The sequence below is a fragment of the Enterococcus sp. AZ171 genome (genome assembly GCF_051714005.1).
Lineage (GTDB): Bacteria > Bacillota > Bacilli > Lactobacillales > Enterococcaceae > Enterococcus_B > Enterococcus_B pernyi.
The window spans coordinates 2762835-2783643 of sequence record NZ_JBIORA010000001.1; the positions used below are offsets into that span (position 1 = coordinate 2762835).

General features: G+C 37.9%; 16 protein-coding genes. 1 reads left to right on the forward strand and 15 read right to left on the reverse strand.

Going from position 1 to position 20809, the window contains the following annotated elements:
• Nucleotides 1-51: 51 nt before the first annotated feature.
• The 8 genes from IGJ49_RS13265 to IGJ49_RS13300 form a co-directional block, all read right to left on the reverse strand.
• A complete protein-coding gene (locus tag IGJ49_RS13265; RefSeq protein WP_224434283.1) occupies nt 52-1506 on the reverse strand; it encodes a response regulator transcription factor in 1455 nt (484 codons plus the stop codon).
• The gene (locus tag IGJ49_RS13270) at nt 1481-3241 is read right to left on the reverse strand and encodes a sensor histidine kinase (RefSeq protein WP_438723823.1); all 1761 of its coding nucleotides are present in this window, start codon (nt 3239-3241) and stop codon (nt 1481-1483) included. The genes IGJ49_RS13265 and IGJ49_RS13270 overlap by 26 nt, the downstream gene beginning before the upstream one ends.
• Nucleotides 3234-3848: a YesL family protein gene (locus IGJ49_RS13275; RefSeq protein WP_023520474.1), complete on the reverse strand. Its 615-nt coding sequence runs from the start codon at nt 3846-3848 to the stop codon at nt 3234-3236. Before IGJ49_RS13275 ends, IGJ49_RS13270 begins: the two co-directional genes overlap by 8 nt.
• 252 nt (nt 3849-4100) lie before the next feature.
• Nucleotides 4101-5561, reverse strand: coding sequence for an ABC transporter substrate-binding protein (locus tag IGJ49_RS13280; RefSeq protein WP_010734153.1), 1461 nt, complete (start codon nt 5559-5561; stop codon nt 4101-4103).
• Between the two features lie 25 nt (nt 5562-5586).
• On the reverse strand, nt 5587-6507 hold the full coding sequence (locus IGJ49_RS13285; protein ID WP_023520476.1) for a carbohydrate ABC transporter permease: 921 nt from the start codon (nt 6505-6507) through the stop codon (nt 5587-5589).
• Nucleotides 6508-6518: 11 nt separating this feature from the next.
• A complete protein-coding gene (locus IGJ49_RS13290) occupies nt 6519-7466 on the reverse strand; it encodes an ABC transporter permease (RefSeq protein WP_019723329.1) in 948 nt (315 codons plus the stop codon).
• Nucleotides 7467-7719: 253 nt separating this feature from the next.
• Entirely contained in the window at nt 7720-8439 is a 720-nt protein-coding gene (locus IGJ49_RS13295; RefSeq protein WP_023520477.1) for a pseudouridine synthase, read from the reverse strand.
• A 31-nt stretch (nt 8440-8470) separates the two neighbouring features.
• Entirely contained in the window at nt 8471-10120 is a 1650-nt protein-coding gene (locus IGJ49_RS13300) for a putative polysaccharide biosynthesis protein (protein ID WP_010734149.1), read from the reverse strand.
• Nucleotides 10121-10604: 484 nt separating this feature from the next.
• Here IGJ49_RS13300 and IGJ49_RS13305 point away from each other — a divergent pair, with 484 nt between their 5' ends.
• A complete protein-coding gene (locus tag IGJ49_RS13305) occupies nt 10605-12107 on the forward strand; it encodes a UDP-N-acetylmuramoyl-L-alanyl-D-glutamate--L-lysine ligase (protein ID WP_010734148.1) in 1503 nt (500 codons plus the stop codon).
• 779 nt (nt 12108-12886) lie between these two features.
• On the opposite strand, the gene celB is transcribed toward IGJ49_RS13305, so the two are convergent.
• The 7 genes from celB to IGJ49_RS13340 all read right to left on the reverse strand — a co-directional run bounded on the left by celB (nt 12887) and on the right by IGJ49_RS13340 (nt 20479).
• Nucleotides 12887-14242 (reverse strand): PTS cellobiose transporter subunit IIC, encoded by a 1356-nt coding sequence (gene celB / locus IGJ49_RS13310; protein WP_438723825.1) that lies wholly within the window; start codon nt 14240-14242, stop codon nt 12887-12889.
• On the reverse strand, nt 14243-14761 hold the full coding sequence (locus IGJ49_RS13315) for a hypothetical protein (protein ID WP_019722565.1): 519 nt from the start codon (nt 14759-14761) through the stop codon (nt 14243-14245).
• 20 nt (nt 14762-14781) lie between these two features.
• Complete coding sequence (locus IGJ49_RS13320; RefSeq protein WP_010734145.1) at nt 14782-15102, reverse strand: PTS cellobiose transporter subunit IIA; 321 nt, start codon at nt 15100-15102, stop codon at nt 14782-14784.
• Between the two features lie 12 nt (nt 15103-15114).
• Nucleotides 15115-17094: a BglG family transcription antiterminator gene (locus tag IGJ49_RS13325; RefSeq protein WP_438723827.1), complete on the reverse strand. Its 1980-nt coding sequence runs from the start codon at nt 17092-17094 to the stop codon at nt 15115-15117.
• A 20-nt stretch (nt 17095-17114) separates the two neighbouring features.
• Complete coding sequence (locus IGJ49_RS13330) at nt 17115-17429, reverse strand: PTS cellobiose transporter subunit IIB (protein WP_010734143.1); 315 nt, start codon at nt 17427-17429, stop codon at nt 17115-17117.
• A gap of 159 nt (nt 17430-17588) precedes the next feature.
• Nucleotides 17589-19898: a hypothetical protein gene (locus IGJ49_RS13335; RefSeq protein ID WP_438723829.1), complete on the reverse strand. Its 2310-nt coding sequence runs from the start codon at nt 19896-19898 to the stop codon at nt 17589-17591.
• A complete protein-coding gene (locus tag IGJ49_RS13340) occupies nt 19829-20479 on the reverse strand; it encodes a hypothetical protein (RefSeq protein WP_438723831.1) in 651 nt (216 codons plus the stop codon). The genes IGJ49_RS13335 and IGJ49_RS13340 overlap by 70 nt, the downstream gene beginning before the upstream one ends.
• Nucleotides 20480-20809 lie beyond the last annotated feature (330 nt).

The following is a 20809-nucleotide window of genomic DNA, read 5'->3' on the forward strand; positions in this document are numbered from 1 at the left end:
ATATAAAAACAGAGATAATGAGATGTTAAATCTCACGATCTCTGTTTTTTTTCAGATGAAACTTCCTTCTGTTTGACTTTGATTTTCTCGGTATTCTGAAGGCGACTGTCCAACGATTTTTTTGAATAATTTTGAAAAATAGGTCGTATTATTATAGCCGATTTCATTAGAGATCTCATTGATATTTTGATTACTATGGATCAGCAACCATTTTGCTTGTTCCATTCTTAAGTGATTCAAGTACGCAGAGAAGCTTTTTTTAGTTTCTTTTTTAAACAGTTGTCCTAGATACATGACATTCAGATGCAAATGTTCTGCGACTTCTTTCAAGGTTAAAGGTTCTTTATATTTCTCATGTAAGATTTGAAGAACTTTTTCGACATTTTGACTATATTTTTGATTATGCTGATTTTCCAATAAAGATAGTAGGAGTTGATGCAACTCTTGGACAGATTTTGCTTGATTGATTTTTTGGATGCCTGTTAAGTATTCATCATCTTCTAAACGGATCAGCTCACGATAGATATCCATAAATAATAAAAAACTGAAATGACGGATATCTTCAGGCGACATGACCGCCTGTTGGAATTGCTTGAAAAAGTCAGAGATCATTTGTTGTGCGAGCGCTAATTGACCACTTTTCAACACACGACTAAATGATACAAAATCAATTGATTGTTTAATTTCTGCTTGTTCGGCATAGAAAATACGTTGATTTTGATCCCCATAGAATTGATGTAGTTGTAAATTATCTTTAGCATGCTGGAAGCTTTGCGGTATCATTTCCGGATCACAAGATTCATCCCCAATACTGATCAGCCAATTCTCACACATCAGCGACTGTTCAACAAAATGGCTAAACAATTCTACTGCCTCCTCCTGAAGCAACAAAACAAATAAAACAAGTTCTCCATAATTCCGTTGGTAATAAAAAGGTTCTTTTCTTTTTGTCAGCCACTGACTGATTGTCGTTTCAGCCTGCCTAGGTACTTGTGCAAGTAAGACACGTCGCTGACGCTTGCCTAGTTTTTCTAAAAGTTCTTCTTCACTAGGTTCATCCAATTCATCATTCAACCATTGGCTAAATAGAATTTCTTGGTACACTTCTTGTTGATTTTTTTGTTGTCTTCGATGATCCAAGCGTTTCTTGACGGTTTCAAGACTAGTAATCAGTTCTGCTTTATTGACTGGTTTCATCAAATAATTAACGGCGCCTAACTGCATCCCGCTTTTTAGATAATCAAATTCTTGATAGCCCGATAAGATCATAAATTCAAAAAAATGTTCTTTTTGAGCAGCTTCAATAAATTCTAATCCATTCATCTCAGGCATCGTTACGTCTGTGACAACTAGATCAATTGGCTGCGTCTCTAAAATCGATAGTCCCTGCATAGCATTTTCTGCAGTAGCAACAACGTTAAATCCTAAATTTTGCCAATTGATGATTTTTTGTAAGCCAGCTAAGATCATATATTCATCATCAACTAGTAGTACATTGTAAGTCATCAGCAGCTCCCCTTTTTATTTTAAAAGTAATATGGATCGTTAATCCACCAGTTGCATTTCTAGCTAGGATCATCTGATAACTCGGTCCAAAACTAGCACGCAACCGTTCATTGACATTTTGTAAGCCGATCGATCCACTGAGTTCTACTTTGCTTTGCGCCAACTGTGCGCTGATTTCAGCTAATCGCTCTTCCGTGATTCCTTTGCCATTATCACGAATCAAAAGATGAACAAGTCCATTTTCTTCAAATACTTTTACACTCAATGCGTTATCAAAACGAGTAAAATCAACGCCATGTTTAAAATAATTTTCTACTAATGGTTGGATGATAAATTTCGGTACTTCAATCTCTTCCAATGATGATTCAATCGTGAAATGATAGGCGATACGGCTAGGATAACGCATTTGATAGAGGTACACATACTTCTCACAAAAATCCAATTCTTCTTTTAAATGAATCGTCTTTTCCTGGTTGGTGTTATTACGTAATAATGCAGAGAAAGCATAGACAACATCTGCTAGTTCTTCACTACCTTCACTGATGGCATACATTCGAATATATTCCAATGTATTGTATAGAAAATGCGGATTGATTTGTGCTTGTAATGCGCGCATGTGCGCATCTTGTTGTTTGATTTCTAATTTGTAGATATCTTCCACATATTGATTGATACTGCCTAGCATCTCATTGATTCCGACTGATAGGTCTTTTAGCTCGTATTCAGTGATACTAGTATCCACACGAGTATCTAAATTCCCTCTAGCCACTTCATCCATGGCTTCCATGACACGATCGATTTGTTGAGAATAACGTTTGAACGTCTTGTATAAATATAAAAGCAATAAACCATCCAATAAAATGACGCCAATAATTAACGGTGCTAAGCTTTTTTCTGTTACTTGGCGAACCGTACGCTTATCTAATGTGGCTAAAATACGATAATCGTCGGACACCTCTTGCGATTGGATAAAATTCGATTTTTCTAATTTCTCCACTGGTAATGTAGAATCCGCTTGTAGGGTCTGATTGATCAACTTTTCCTGCTTAAAGATTCGTTCTTTGCCCAGTGCTCGATCATGAAATGTATACAACCGATTACTCGTTCCGGAAATCATGTAAAGAGATAATCCATTAAACGTATTTAAATTCGTCAGCGCTGCATCAAGTTCATCTTTATCAAACCCTACAAACATACTGCCAATTTCTGCGCCACCTTGTGTAATCGTCATTTTGATATAAAAAGCCTGTTTTAATTGTGGCGTTCCCTTCTTGACTATCCCGCCTTTGTTCTCTCTAGTGGACTCAAAATATTCTGGTAATTGGTTGAACACAAGGTACACACTACTTACCTCTTCATAATTGACATACATATCACGAACTACGTTAGGGAATGAAAGAAAATCAGCAGATTGTCGTTGTCGGTCGTACGCATACATCAAATATTGATCGATCGGTTTAGTTAAATAAGTGGTGGTATTCTCGATTTTATCTGAATCCCCTACAAATTGATCTTTGATCACTTTACTTAACGTTGTTTTATCACTAAGCGTTCGCAACGTACTTTGAACTGCGTCATTCACTACTTGTTGTGCCTGGATTTGTCTTTGGATGAATGTATGCACGCTGATGATGATCGTTGCAATCATCGTCAAAGCAATCATCATGATCGCATATTTACGCAATAAACGGTTTAACAACGTTCCTTTTGAAAAGATAAAATCTAACCTATTCATATGTTTCCAACTGCAAGTCCAGATTTTCCCGCCATTGTTTGGTGATCGTTCCGTTCCAAACTGTAAGTAACCCAATCAAACCAAATAAAATCAACCCTTTATAATTCCACGTCACCCAAAGAATCAGACCACTGCCAAGGATGATTTTTAAGAAAGTTGAAAAACTTGCGAAACTGGAAATCAAGCTCAACTTCAGCAGATTTCTTAAAGTCATTTGATAGCCACTATCTAAAATCATACTATATTGATACGTCGCATAAGCGTACAACATGCTGAACAGTATAATAAAATCAACCACTAAGAAAAGAATCCCTTGGATCTGTACAGATAAATACAAGTTATAACTAAGCAAAAAAAGACAAGCCGAAAAAAGACCAAACAATTGATTTCCTCGCACGAAGGACTGTTTGAACATCTGCCAACTTTCGCTGATCGTGATGTCTTTATATTCGAAACCATGGAGATAAAACTGTTCATTGACAACTTTCCAAGCTGGCCCGATTCCTAAAACGACGCCGCCACACACAGCTAAGCCCCAAAAATACAATGTCAATTTCATGATGACCCATACGCGTATGAATACTGTTTCCAATGCTCTACCTAACACAGGACTTCCCCCCTTTATTCTTGATCTTATCCTATTATACAAAAACATACTGTAACATTGAGCATATTGGAACCTTTAAAACCAAATAAATGGTCTTCGAGGAGCAATACTTCGGTTATCAGCTAGATAACCGATAGTCCAGAAGTAGCTTCTTCGTAAATAAGGCGGAATCCACAAAAATGCAAGAGCAATTTCCGTGGATTCCGCCTTATTTCTCGGAGCTAGATACTTCCATCATAACTTCAGTATTGATTAATTGTTCTCTTGTCGGAATGTATCATATTGTTTTTGCATTTCTGTCAGTACTTTGTCGTATCCAGCTTTATCTAAGGCATCCATTAGTTTTGGTAAGGTTTCATCTGGATCGACAGTTCCAGTGTTCAATCCATCAAGGTATTGATTCATGACATTTGAGATATTACTCAATTCAGTTTTTACGCTGTCTGTATTAAAACTGAAGCCTAAGATTGGAGAAGTTTCAGCTTCTGCAATCGATTGATCTCTTTTAGCAATCATTTCATCGGTAATCGTATCTTGTGTGTAAAGAATCTTATTGTTTCCAGTATTCCAAGCAGACATGTGTGTTTTTGGCTGATAGCCGTCTAATAATTTTACTTTGTCATCGCCAACTTTTTCCCATGCCTCTCCTTCGATTCCCCAAACCAAGCCGTTAAGCAATTCAGGATCGCTATTCAATAACGCTAAGAACTCTACTGATTTCTCTTTGTTTTTTGATGTATTAGAGACAACAAAATTTGCCATTTGCGCTTGTCCTGTTGATTTCAAAGGAACAGTAATTGGTTTCGATACTAATTCTTGATTTGCAGCATTTGTTAAAATCGTATCGCCGTAATCGTATGGTCCTTGTGTTTCTCCACGCATCAACCATGTATTACCTTCTAACGGATAATCTTTGTTACTAGTCGCTGCATCACTAGGGATCAATCCTTGATCATACCAACTATGCATCGTCCGTAACAGTTCGATGTAATTTTCGTTGTCATATTGATTAATGATCTTTGTTTTGTCGCCATTCAAATCAACCGCAAATGGCAAAGTATTTCCTAATGGATAATCGAAATCCCCTTGTACTTTAAATCCTTGCCCAATGGCAAAAGCCGCTGTATTCGGTTCTTTTTTATGGAATTCTTGTAAAACTTTTTCTGCATCTGCATACGTTTCAATACCATCAATCGATAAATTGTATTTATCTAATAATGGCTTATTGAAAGTCAACACTTGTTGTGCAAAGACATTGGCGTTTACAGGGAAGGCATATAATTTCCCGTTGACCAGATTGCCTTTGATATATGCTTCATCCAAAGAATCATACGCTTCTTTTCCATATTTAGGCGCTAATTCAGTCAAGTCTGCAAACGCGCCTTTTTGTGCATTTGATACGTAATTGTTGGCAAAAGCGATATCGTAATTTTCACCGGATGAGATGATGACGTTCATTTTCTTCTCATAGTCGCCCCAACCAATATAGTTGATATTGACTTTTACACCAATTTTTTCTTCAATACGTTTATTTGCGACTTCCATCAGCTGATCAAGGTTATCTGGTTTGTCACCGATCTGGTACATTTGTAATGTCGTCGTATCACTGGCCGCTGCATCGTCCTTGTCACCTGAACCGCCCCCACAAGCTGCTAAACTGATTGCTGTTAGTGCTGAGAATCCTGTAAAAGCTAATTTTTTCCATAACTTCATATCTTTTTCCTCCTATTTTAGTGCTTTATTCTTTGACGCCGCCAATCGTTAACCCTTTAACAAAATGTTTTTGGAAAAATGGATAGCTGATCGCAATCGGTAATGTTGAGATAACAACGATTGCCATACGAGCAGACTCTCCAGGAACAGAAGCAAGACCGCCGGCTAACTGACTACCTGCTCCAGCATTTTGAGTAAGATATTGGATATTGCTTTGAATCTTCATCAATAAATATTGCAATGGAACGAGATTATCGTTTTGAATATACAGTAACGCATTGAACCAGTCATTCCAATAACCTAAAGCTGCAAATAAACTGATTGTCGCAATTCCTGGAATCGCTAAAGGTAAGACGATTTGTACAAAAATCCGAAGTTCACTCGCCCCATCTATCCTAGCAGATTCAATGATCGAATCAGACACCGAACGTTTAAAGAATGTTCGCATCACGATAATATTGAACGGACTGACTGCCATCGGTAAAATCAATGCCCAAATCGTATCTTTCAGTTGTAATAAATTCGTCATCACTAAGTAGTTCGCAACCATCCCTGGTGAGAACAACATCGTGATCAAACAAAAAACTGTAAAGAAACGACGAAATGGAAAGTTGGATCGAGAAATAGCATAAGCATATAAAGAAGTTGCTGTACTATTGATCAACGTTCCTACTACTGTCACAAGAACAGTGACGAAAAGAGCCTGAAAAATTTTGTTTTGCATCTGGTCAAACAAAAAAGTATACCCAAATGTACTAAATGTTTTAGGCCAGAAACTATACCCTTGTGTGGACAAAATGGATTCATCTGTAAAAGAGATCGCAATTACAAAAATAAATGGTAACACACAAGAAAAAGCAAAAAGTGCAATCAAAATATTGGAGAAAAAGTTGGTGGTTTGACTAAACGAGCGGATCTCTACTCGTTGAACTTTCTTTTTATTCATTTTTCTCCTCCTTAGAACAATGCCGATTCGCTGTCAAAACGACGAGCAATCGTATTGGTGATCATTAATAAAACAAAGCCGACGACTGATTGATACAGCCCAGCTGCGGCCGTCATACCAAAGTCGCCAGTGGATGTCAGCCCATTATAGATATAAGTATCTAAAACTTGTGTCACTTCATAAAGCGCTCCGGAATTTTTTGGGATATTATAGAACAAACCAAAGTCCGCTCGGAAAATATTTCCAACTGCTAATATCGTCAAGATCGTCATCAGAGGGACCAATTGTGGAATCGTCACATGTTTGATTTGTTGCCACTTGCTTGCGCCATCCACCATCGCTGCCTCGTAATACGTCGGATCGATTCCCATAACTGAGGCAAAATAAATGATACTGTTATAGCCGATCCCTTTCCATGTTCCAATAAAGACTAGAATAAATGGCCAATATTTAGGATCATTATACCAATTGATTGTTTCTCTCCCACTTGCTGCCAACCATTGATTGAAGATCCCTTTATCTGGACTTAAAAACGCATAGACAAAGTAACTAATGATGACCCAAGAAAGGAAATAGGGAAGCAATGACATGGTCTGGTATACTTTTACCAATCGTTTATTTCGCAATTCACTCATAATGATTGCAAACACGACAGATATCAAAAGATTCAGTAAAATAAATGTCACATTATATAAAATCGTATTTTTGGTAATCAGAAACGCTTGATCAGAAGAAAATAAAAACTTGAAATTCTCCAATCCAACCCATGGACTCTCTCTTAAACTGGCAAGAAAGCCATCCGCAGAAATATGGAAATTTTTAAACGCAACGACATTCGCTAATACCGGGATGTAAAAGAAAAAAATCATCCAGATCATCCCAGGGATCGCCATTAAAACAAGCGCCTTATAGCGCCATAAATTCCCAAAAAAACCTTTTAACCCCTTCCTTTTTCTCATATAAAAACTCCTTTCACCTCATTCGCACTGTCATTATAGCGCTTTCAAAAGATATAATAAATGAACAAATCATAGGGAAAATGAAACAAATTATAGAGAAGATTGTAAAAGAATCATTTTGATCTGAGGTGTGAGACAGAAAAACGAAAAATAGCTGTTTTAGGTTGCCATCTATCATGATTTCAATAAATAAACAAAAAAACTTACAGGATTGAGTAGTATACCCCAATCCTATAAGCTGTGTTTTCAGGCTCTATTTACTTCTTACTTGTGCCAATTCATCTGGTGTCATTTGGCGATACTCTCCTAAAGCTAAATCTTCTGGCAGAAGAAAATTCCCCATACGTATCCGTTTCAAGTAAGTGACTTCTTTGCCAACGGCTTTTACCATCCGTTTGACTTGATGGAATTTCCCTTCATGTAAGATCAAGCGGATACGAGAAGTGATTGTTTCTTCATCGACTGAATCAATGAACAGTTTTGCAGGCAGTGTCTGTTCATCTCCATCAATGAGTAATCCTTCTGCAAATGCTGACACATCTGCTTTCGTCATCACACCTTTGACCTCTGCCAAGTATTCTTTTTCTACGTGTTTTTTAGGAGAGAGTAATTGATGTGAAAACTGTCCATCATTGGTCAGGATCAACAATCCTTCTGTATCTTTATCTAACCGACCGACTGGAAATAGATCTTCCCGAAAATCTTCATCAGAAAGTAAGTCGATGACGGTTTGATCATGATTATCTTGAGTTGCTGAAACTACGCCAGCTGGTTTATTCAAGATATAATAAAAATCTTTTTGATAATGTAAGGATTCATCTAGATACATCACCGTGTCTTCGGTTTCTTTCACTTGATATTTATCACTTTTAATACAGTTTCCATTGACGGTGATCAAGCCTTTTTTGATCAGCCCTTTGACTTCTTTGCGGCTGCCAAGACCGATGTCAGCTAAAAATTTATCTAAACGCATGTGATTGTCCCCTTTTCAAGCAATGCCTGTCTTATTTGATACGTAACCGTCGGCGTAAACGAATCATCCCTTGACGTCCTAATAACTTATCTGCGAGACGAAGCTTCAGTGCCAGATACGTATAAACCAAACCACCCACTCCGGCGACTAAAACAATTAATATTAGTGATTGGAACTTACTGTCTTGGCTCAAGAACATCCCGAAAATCATTTTCGTCAGCCCTGCTGCAAGGAGCATCAACAGAGTAAGAATAAAAATCAATAAGGTGCGGCGCCATACAAATTTCCGATTGAAGCGAGCCACTTGATGGATTTTCTTTAGTATCAGTGAACAAGAAACGATAAAACCAATCATCGTTGCGAGCAATGGTCCATATACTTCAAAAATACGGATTGCTGGATACTGCAAGACTAATTTTACGAGAAACCCAACCAGTAAGTATTGGATCGCCGCTTTGTTTTCAAACATCCCTTGAAGCATATTCGATACAAGCATATAAAGTCCTAGAAAAAGACCGACAAAACTTGCTTGGATCAATACTTGGCTTCCTAATTGATCTGGTGTATAAAATAAAGTATTCAAAGGGTATGCCAAGAGCATCACACCACACGTTGCAGGAAACATAATAAAGGAAAACAACTGTAAATTACTGCTTGTTAATTTTGCTAGTCCACGACGATCCTTGATCGTTACCGCTTCCGTGATCAAAGGTAAACCTGTCGCAGCAATCGACGTCGCTAAAGCAATGACGACCATTGTCAACTTGTCAGGATTCGCACTGAAAATTGAAAAAAGATCCAATAATTGGGCATTGGAATATTCAGTGGTATCCGACATGATTTTAATAAATGTAAATTGATCGACTAATTTAAAAATCGTGATCCCTGATCCTACGATGATAAAAGGAATCGCTTCTTTGATCGTATCCAACAATAATTCTTTCGTGGCAATGGTCACTTGGTTTTCACTGTACTGCACACGAGCTGCTGTATACGCTTGATGTTTCTTCAAAAAATATAATAAGACAGCCAAGCTGACGATCATCCCAATAAATGCTGCAAAAGTCGATTGGGTCACCGCAGTTACGTAGTCCCCTGACAGGACTTTCATGATGATGAATGTAGAAAGCAACAGATAAAATACGCGCGCAATCTGCTCAACGATTTGCGAAAGTGCATAAGGCATCATTTCCTGATTCCCTTGGAAGTATCCTCGAATAACACTCATACAAGGAAATACTAATAGTGCTGCACTTAATGAGCGCATGATTGGAATCAATTCTTCCCCACCACCAGAGGCACGAGCTAACCAAGGCGAAGCAAAATACATAAATCCTGCAAAAAACACCCCTAAAACAGCCATCATTTGCATTGCTCGTAGAAACAACCGGTGAGACGTCCCGTATTCATTCAATGAATTGTAACGTGCGGTTTGTTTCGCAATGGCAGCTGGAATCCCCGCAGTTGAAATCATTAAGAATAACGCATAAATATTGTACCCCATATTGAATAATCCATTGGCAGCCTTTGCATTTTCGCCCATCCAAGCATACCAAGGAATAATATAGACTGCGCCCAGTAATCGAGAGATCATATTACTTGCAGTCATCCAAGCAGAACCTCTAGCCATTTTCTCTTGAACTGTCAAATTTTCTACTGCTGGTTTTCTTTGATTAGTCATTGATCAGATTCCAACTTTCTTCAAAACATTACTCATATTTTAAGTGTAAATCCACAAAGTAGCAATCTTTTTATCGGCTTTTTTTATTTTATATCAGTTAAAGTCTTTACATAATAACTGTTTTATTTTGATTACAGAATGCTCTTGTTCTCTATCCTCATTCTTTGGAAACTGGCTTATTTTTTTACCAAGGGAGTATTTTCTGTTTTAACATCTTCATTCAATTCACCGAACGAAATTAAAATGTGAAAAAATCGCTTAATTTCTCAGTTGCTTTCTATTTATTTTATTATTTTTAATATATTGGGATTTCTGTAATGAATTATCTCCATCTATTTTTAGGTCCTTTCCTATTTTTCGGCCTGCCTATTTTTTTGATCTTTTCAACTAATTTTCATTTTTACTTAAATCGTCTGTTCACGAAAATACGTAACAAAAAATATGCTATAATAAACCAAATAAATACAAAGTGAGGGATGATTCAATGAGCTTCTCCTTAGAAGATATCCGCAACTTATTGTTAAAAGAAAATCTGTTAAAAGAATTTGTATCACCACAGGGGTGGCATCTGTATGCTCCAGAAAATAGAGTATTCAAGAAATTAAGTTATGACTCACGTCAGGTCGATGCTGAGACATTATTTTTTTGTAAAGGATTAAATTTTAAAGAAGAGTATTTAACTGCCGCAATTGCTCAAGGGCTTAATTACTACGTGGCTGAAGAACCTTATGAGAACGAAGCTTGTGGCATAATCGTGACCGATATTCGCAAAGCAATGGCAATTCTTTCCATGGCTTTTTATGATTATCCACAAAACAAGATGCTAGTCATCGGATTTACTGGGACTAAAGGTAAAACCACCGCTGCATACTTTACCAAGGCCATTCTAGACCATACGACTAACTATAAAACTGCCCTGTTTTCAACAATGAATACCACATTAGACGGCAAGTCTTTTTTCAAATCTAATCTGACAACACCGGAATCACTCGACTTGTATCGCATGATGGCTGAAGCAGTAGAAAACGGTATGACACATCTTGTCATGGAGGTTTCTTCTCAAGCCTACAAAACGCAACGTGTTTATGGACTCACTTTAGATGTCGGGATTTTCCTAAATATTTCACCCGATCATATCAGTCCGATCGAACACCCGACGTTTGATGATTACTTTTATTGCAAACGTCAACTGATCTTAAATTCAAAAAAAGTGATTTTAAATCGTGAAAGTGATTACTTTGATTTATTAGTGGAAACAGGACAAGTCCACGGTATTCCTGCCATCACTTACGGACGAGCAGATACTACAGACGTTCAAGTGAAAAGTTTAGAAAATCAAACGCAAGCGTTCGAATTGATCACACATGGTTCTGAATTACCTGTTGAAGCAGAATATACGATCAAATTAGCTGGTGGCTTTAATCAAGAAAATGCAGCTAGCGCAATCATTGCAGCGACATTAGCGGGTGCTTCGATTTCAGATGCCCAACAAGGACTAAGAGAAGCTAGGGTTCCCGGACGCATGGATCAGTTGACCCATAAAAACGGCTCCCATATATATGTTGACTATGCCCATAACTATTTAAGTTTAAAAACATTATTAGCATTTGCTAAGAGTGAGCATCCTAATGGCCGTGTGATCGTCGTTCTAGGAAGTCCAGGAAACAAAGCGATTTCCCGCAGACAAGACTTTGGAGAAGTCTTGTCAGAAACAGCCGATGTCGTTTTCTTGACCGCAGATGATCCTGCTTTTGAAGATCCACAAAAAATTGCAGAAGAAATCCATGCAGCGATCACAAATACAGCACTTGCTGTTCATTATGAAATGGACCGTCCGACTGCGATCCAACTAGCATTAGCAGAAAGCCAGCCAGAAGACTCTGTTGTGATTGCTGGTAAAGGCGTGGATGCCTATCAAAAAGTCGGTGGCGTAGATGAACCTTATGAAGGTGACTATGACATAGCAAAACGCTTGATTGAACAATGATTGATTTACAGAAAAAGCAGATTTTCTAATTTAGACACTTAACAACAACTAAAAAACCAACTCATCATGAGCTTTCCTTTTTTATGATGAGTTGGCTTTTTTAGTTGGTTAGTTCCATGATTTTTGACGTGAGGGGAAGTGAATGATTTTTTCTGTGGATTCTTGTCTTTCAATATTTTTGTATGAGCCTTTGCTTTCAAATTATCGAGAGACTGTCATTTCGAATCATCGGCTTTGCTTGTATAGATAATCAAGTTTTTTTGTTTATTGGATTTGTTTCTTTCATTTCTTTTACTTGTCCTCCTTTTTCTAAACCTCTTTATTTCATACTTATGTCTAGTATACGGAGGATTTCCCACATATTTATCCTTTTTTTTCTGTTATTTGATATAAATATCAAGCATCATTGAGTTGCCATCGACCATTTTTACATCTTTTTATGACTGTCCATATATGAACCAGGCTATTCCCCTTATTTTTAGAATGTTGCACTTTTGACTATCTTGGCAATTGAAATGTCGCGGCTTGCTTTAAGAGGGGGAGCAACTGTTTTCTAATATTCCCTTGCCTTACTTTGATCGTGTTCTCCCTCTAGAAGTAACTTCGTAGGTTCTATTGACTAATAGATATCTATTTTTTTGTATACAAGGTTATTTTTACAAGCTTCCCCCAATTTTCTCATTATTCAACATATATAGGCTTTTCTTTTTTCATAACAACTCACTAAAAAACTCAGTTACCATCTCTAACGAATGGCAACTGAGTTTTCTTTTGAATCACTATGCCACTGAACCTTCTCTTGCTAATTCTGCGGCTTTTTCTTGTTCTTCAGTCAATAATTTATTGTCATAAAACTTGATGAATGGCAACCAGATGATAAAGCCGAGAATCGCACATAAGACGGCTAAGACAGCGGCTTTCCAGTCACCTCCACTACCAACAAAGGCGCCGATCCCTACCGGTGAAGGCCAAGGCATTTGGGCTAACATTGGTCGAACGATTTCTAATTTGATAGCAAAGTATGCTAATGATGCGGATGCCATTGGTGCTAAGAAAAACGGTACTGCCAAGTAAGGGTTATAAACGATCGGCATCCCGAAAATGATTGGTTCATTGATATTGAAAATCCCTGGTACTAATGAAGCTTTTCCTAATACTTTTAACTGATCGGATTTTGCCATAAAAGCAATAAAGATAATTAATGCTAATGTCGCCCCAGAACCACCAACTGTTACATAAGAGTTATTAAATTCGCCGGCTAAAGGATAATTTGCACCTTGGGCATTCGCTGCCATGTTCGCTAAAACGATTGGTGTCAAGAATGAGGTAATAATGTTCGCCCCATGAATCCCTACGATCCATAATGCGTGGATCAAGAAATAAATGATCATGATCCCTATCCACGTATTCGTCAATTCTGTTACAAATCCAAATGGAATAGCGATCATTTTGAAAATATCTGTTCCTAACGCAACTAATGTGCCATTGACAAGCATCACCACAAAGGCAATCACAAACGTTGGGATCAATGCGGTAAAGGAACGTGAAACCCCAGGTGGTACAACATCTGGCATCTTGATGACCCAGTTGCGTTTTACACACATACAATACAACTCAACTGCAATGTAAGACATGATGATGGCGGTAAAAATACCTGAAGTACCTAGACGTTCGACAAATGCGCCCATACGTACACCACTAACAACAGTTTCTGCATCGGTCATACTAGAGATCAAGCTGATTTTTCCGTCTGAAATGATCAACTCTGGGATACACATGAAGAAAGCAAAAACAGATAATAGCGCGCCAGTTAAAGGATTGACATTCAGTGCTTGTTCATCTCTTTCGATCGACGTTAATTCATAAGCAAATACAATAGCAAAATAAATAGATAATATCCCCATCGTCATCGTATTGACGATCATATACAAGTCGCTGACTTTAAAGAAAGTTGCATTGAAAAATCCTTCTAAAAAAGGAAATGGTAACGGTAAAATATTCAAAACTAAAAACATCGAACCTACGATCGTAAAAGGAATCGACGCCATCCCAGCAGCCATTACTGCGCGTACGATCTTGAATTGTGCCACTTTCCCCATCGGTCCCATCAAATATTTCTGTAGAAAATCAAACATCTATTTACTCCCCTTTCCAAAATGTACTACACGTTCATACTCTTTGATTCGTTGATAGTGACGATCCGTATTTGCATGGATTTTATTCAAGCGTCGCTGACAAAACAGACAGATCAGTAGCCCACTAGCAATCACAAACAGAATCAATGCTTGTCCATTTGAACCATCCGCCATAAAAGGAAACAATTGAGAATATCCTGGTGAAAATACTGCTAATAGGAGAAATACATTGGTTACCGCTTGCAATCGGAAATAATTTCGAGTAACCGTTGCATTATTTTTATGTGTACGATAGAGTGCCACTTGTTCTGCGACGACTGGTAAAAGAAAGAATAATAGCCCTAATGGTACCCAAAACATCTTGCTACTCGCAAGGAGTAAGGAAACCAGCCAGTAAAGATTGGTAAAAAAGAAACCAGCTGTCAAATAGCGAATAATCAGATAGCGATTAAAATATAAGACTTTCAAACTAAATGCTTTTTTCTCTAACTCCCGTTGTTTTTTCTCAGCTTCACTCATTTTCCCACCTCCGTTCTTGTTTATTTTTGATATAAGTAACTCATCTCTTTTGCCACTTCCAACAAAGTCATCGTCGTCATCAGATGATCTTGCGCATGGACCATGATGATTTCCATTTCGATCTTTTGCCCACTTGCATATTCTTTCAATAAATGCGTTTGTGACCTATGGGCTTCCAAAATCTCCTGATTCGCTTCATTTAGCTTTCCTTCAGCTTCTGTGAAGCTTTCTGCTCGTAACAAAGCAAATGCCTCGTGTATCAATGTTCGTGCATTGCCACTGTGAAAAATAATATCAAATGCGGTCACTTGGAGCTCTTCACTCGTCATTTTCTCCGTCATCAAGACGCCTCCTTAGTAAATCATTTTCATAAATTGTTGATTAAAATTTTCAAACGTTGGTTCAGCTAAAATCAGCTGCTGTAGATCCAATCGATCAATAAATTTTACGATTGCCTTCGTTACAACAGTGATTCCTTCATTCTCGATACAAGAAGGAGAGACTAGAAAGACAAAATGGAGCGCCCCTTGTTCATCCCATGCCATCCCATCAGGAATGATCCCCACTGCAATTTTAGCAGTAACCCCCACTGGGATCGCTGGATGCGGGACAACTACTTGTTCACTGAAAATGATTTGCCCCATTTTCTCACGACGTTCGATTTGGTGAGACATCTCAGACGTATAATTCTCCGTTTCATCTTCTTGTAAAAGTGCCAACAATTCAGCGATCACTTGATCTTTTGTTGGTGCTGAAGAATAGACTTTAAACCATTTTTTTGAAATCTGCTCTTCGTAAAATGCCTTCTTTTCTTTCATGAGTGAGACAGATTCTTGGGGCTTCACGAAACAGCTTGGGCGATGTTCTTCAATCACTTTACGGATTTTTTGAACATCTTGATCATTCAAGAAAACACTGACATGAAGAACAGGGACTTTGAAAAACATCGTTGATAAATCAATGGAAGAAATGATCAAATCAACATTTTCTAACGACTGTTCATCGATTTCGTAATAGCCTTTCACTTGATTCACTGCAATATTTTTTCCAAATTCACTCAACACTCGATTTTTTAGCAATTGCGCACTTCCATAGCCAGTCGCACAAATGATCAATGCCTGTAGTTTACAATCTACCTTATTTTTTTCAATTGCTGCCATTAAATGAAGCGCTAAATACGCCCATTCATCCTCATTGATTTTATAACCTTTCAGCGAAGGCATTTGACCAAAATAGTGTTTGGTTAATTCAAATGCTCTCGGATCTTCTTTTTTGATTTCTTTTGTTAAAGGATTTTCCAGAGCGATTCCTCGCTCTAAGCGAACCAGCATCGGTTCTAAATGATTGAGTAAGCCATTCCTGAATTGATAATCCTCGACGATGGACTGCCCCAGAACCTGAGCTAACTCTTTAAGAACTGACATTAACTCTGTCACTAACTTCTGATTCTCCCTTTTATGATTTTGATTCGATTTAGCCATCAAATGTAACGCTAAATAAGCAATTTCATCTTTTGGGAAACGAACATTCATTATAGACTCGATCCGTCTGGTTATCTTCTTAGCTGCTTGATATTCGGTCTCATGGATTTCTTCTCCAGTGATTTCAGGTACTTGTATCTCAAAACCAGCTCGCATTCGCTTGATTGCCAATGCTAAATGTAACGCTAAATTTTGTATCACAAAATCGGACACCTTCAATTTGGATTCACGAATCTCGTCCAAGATGACGATCACTAATTCTTCAAAATTGATTTCCTTGAAAAATTGACTGTTACCGAGATATTCTTTTAAAGAATTGGTATACTTATTTCCAAAAAAGGTATCCATGATCACATGTCGCTTGTCCTGTTCTTGACCCTCGATCCACATTCCCTGCTTATGTTTCGACACAATTTTCAACGAATATTCGGCGATCTTCTCTTTGATTTCTTGGATATCATTCACTAAACTCGAACGGCTGATATATAACTCTTCTGCCAAATCATCGATCACGATTGCGCGATCTTCCAAAAGTAGTTTATTTAAAATGTACTTTTTTCGATCTTCTGAACCATAAAACTCAGTCACCTGATCACCATATTCGACAGTTACTTCTCGTTGCTTTAAAAACAGGGCAAAAGCAAGCTTGTTGATGATCTCTAGTTGATATCCTTGCCCTTGCTTGGCGATGAGTCTTCCGCCATTGTTTTCGATCACTTCATTCAATGTTTTTAAATAGTTGCGAATCGTACGGTCAGATAATAATAATTCAGAAGCGAGGTACTGGCTCGTGAGGTATTCTCCTTGATGATCAATCAATTGCCGCAATAACTCTTTTTCTGTTTGTTTCATTATTATCTTCCCCTATTCGTCTATATATTTTCCTCAATCAGCTCCGCTAATTTTTGGATACCTGTAGGGATAGGAACATACGCTTGGAATGGTATACTTACGACCGGTTTCCCTACTGTTTTTCCTAGTTTAACAAATTTATCCAAGTACATTGTTGTTTGAGGACTGATCAAGAACAAATCGAAATCACTTGTCTTGATTTGGTTGTCCCCTTCAGTTGCAGAAACCGCATCAACAAATACTTCTTCCCCTTTTCCTTTAAAATATTCTGTTGTTTTTGATGCCATCATCGAAGAAGACATTCCTGCGGCACAAATAATCAATGCTTTTTTCATTACGATCACTCCTCTAATTTTTTAATTGGATTTCTTACATTCATTATAAAATGAAATCGCTTTCTTTTCAAAATAGATTTTTCCGTATCGCTTAGGAAAATAGTTATAAGATTACGTACAAAAAAGAAGTCACACAGTTGTGCAACTTCTTCTTATCAATTACTTCGCATGGAAATTCAAACGCATACTGTAGATTGGATTCAAGGGATCATCCAAGCCTTCAAAATCAAAGTTTTCACCAACTGTGCCAAATAATGAGAAGGAGAAAGAAGTACTATGCCCTTCGATCGTTCCTAATTCTCTGCGGTTATTGAGATTTTTTCCTGATGAGATCAACATGACTTGATTGTCATTCAAATTGTTTTTTACCCCAAGATCGATTTCTGTTAGTTTTTCCGTAGCGGATTGACTAACGACCGAACTCACTGACACTTGGACCGCTCGTTCCGCATTGTTTTGGATCTGATATGTTGGTGAGACGATACCATTGCTTTCTTTACTTTCTGCAAAGGATACGTTCACAGGAATCGTCACATCAATGTACTCGGACGTATCTTCTAGAATCGTGACTTGACTGTTCAGTGTCCGAATATTGCCCGCTTGGTCTGTTAAGGTGATCGTTACACCATGATCGCCTACCGCTAAATCCGCAAATGCGACATTATTTTCATACGCAACTTCGACTTGAATATCTGGTGACAATGACCAGTTATCCGTTGGATCCCCATCTAGAAATTCACGAGCATCTGGTACTGTTTGTCCTTTTGTGAACACCAATGGATCTTTTAATGTTCCGTCGGGTGCTGTGGTATCTACTATCCGTGGCATGGTATTTTTAAAGACATATTCATTCCCAGCTTCATCGGTTGCTGTCAGATCCATTGGATAATAAGTGTATCCAGTATTCGGAGATAAATTATACAAGTGGTGACCTTTCAATTGAATATTTTCTAACTCTGACCAATTGTCCGCTAAATCATTGATCAACAACCGCAACTCTTCTTGAGTAAAATCTCGATAACGATCGGCCTCAAAAACGGTCCAAGTTCCTTTGACGCTTCCTGTCGGCGCTTGCGTATCGATCACTCGATAGTTCACAGGATATTCCGTCTGATTGCCTCGGATATCTTGTAAACGGACTTTTGCATCATAGACGGTCATCGAAGGTGCAACATTGACGATACTCACAATTTCTCCTAAATCATTCCGCAAAGAAAGATCGATTTGATCTGAGGCCGTCGTATTATCCAATGGGTCTTCAGTAAAGAACTGTAATAGATCGTCTCTCGTCAATTCATCTTTTCTTCGTGCTTGGAAATCGACAGGTTGGGTTACGACATTTCCTGTCGGTCCTTCGTTATCTAGTGTAAATTTGACTTCTTGTAAGTTTGACTGATTTCCTCGCTCATCTTCTAAACGAATATAACCTGTCTGGATAGCATCTGATGATTCTAAATTTTGTAAGTTTATCACTGTACCATTTTCGTCAACGAGTTGAATGATGATATTTTCTGGTAAGGTCCAGTTATCATCAAGATCATCATTTAAAAACTGCATGAGATCTGTTCGCGAAGGAATCTCTGTTGTCACTTCAGAAAGATCGATTGTCTCTGTTTGTACTGTTCCTGTTGGGGCTAATGTATCAACAATAGTGATTCTTATTGGTGAAACATAGCCAGCATTTAACGATTCATCCGTAATGGTAAAGCCAGTTTGATAAGAAGAACCCGGTTTTAACTCGGATAAGTTCTGTTCATAAGTCACCTTTATGTTTTCTGAATATGTCCAATTATCACTAAGCGTATTTATTGCGGATCGGAGCTCTTCTTGAGTGAAATCGCGATGTCGATTCGCTTGAATGGACGTCCACGTCGTTTTTGCTGTTCCAGTAGGAGCTTCGGTATCTACGACTGTTGCGTTTGTCCAAAATTCTGTAGGACCTGCGGTCGAATTGTTATTATGAAGATACACTGGTATTCTATTACTGTAACCAGGATACCAGCCGTCTCCCAAACTAAGCGTGGAAAAACTCCAACTACCTGTACTCGGTAATGTATGGAACCAACCTTGAATGACTGATTGAGGAAGATTCGGATTTCTCGTCGCCTGAACAGTCACATTTTCATAAACACCCACTGAAGCAACCGGATTGATAGTCAAGTGTGCAATTGTTTCCCCTGTATAATTGAGCTCCATCACTTTCCTTGGTGTAGCAATATTCGGAAACTGCGTTGCGACAACCGTTGAACCTAGCACTACATTTCCACGAATATCTAATGATATCGCTGTATTCCCTGTTTGTGTTCGTGTAACTGTGAAATTGATGGTTGCAGTATAGTTAGCATTCTTTGTCACTGTTGCAGAAACCTCAATAGCTGAATTACTTGATACTATATTATTCAAATCATAAGTATTTTGGTGGGTCGAATGATTGCCGTAGTACATCTGTGTGTAAAATTCGTCCGGCATTCCTGCAGGACTGTCAGTCGCAATTGACGAAATCCATCCATTACTGCATTGATTCTTTCAACTAAAGAGTGAGTCGGTACAGTAACTGCGAATGTTGTGGATGAACCTGCAGCTGTATTTAAATCGATTGTTCGATTAATTGCATTTTGTAAGATATTTTCTAGATATGAACTTCTACCGTGATTAGTCAACTCTCTAACATTTTCTGTAGACAAATTCAATCGCCCCAAATAGCCAGATAAAAGACTTTCATCAAGTGGAGGCACTGCTTGTGGTTCCACTGTCTCTGGGGACTCCTCTGTCACTTCTGCTTGTGGTTCCACTGTCTCTAGGGACTCCTCTGTCACTTCTGCTTGTGGTTCAGGTTCCTTCGGTACTTCTGGTAGCTCTTCGTGAATCATTGATTCTTGTTCTTCGACCATTTCGGTTGTTGCTCCAGACAAGTCGCTTTCTGGTTGTTCTTGTGTAATCTCTGCACTAGCTGTCGGTTCATTTTCTATAGCCATTACTACTGAAGGCATCAGCACATGTTGAAACAACAGAAACGATGCAGCGATAATCCTTATTTTTTTTGCTTTCAAAGTTTCTCTCCTCTCTCTTATTTTTTGACAATACATTTCATCATCGATCTTTTTGGATAAAAAGAACGTTATAAATAATCGTCTAAAACAAACTGCTTGATTATAAATTCTCTGCAAAGTACAGCTGTAGAAAAAGATATGTAGTTAGCTCAGGCCCCTTCACAAAAAATATTGCTAGCAAAAGCAAGATCATTTATATGAAATCAATCATCCACTCCTCTCTACAAAGTAAAAAAATATACACATCCTATAGATATTATCTATAATTTCAAAATACTAATAAAATCTTTTTTTACCGTTAGCAAGGTAAAAAAACATCCTACACATGAA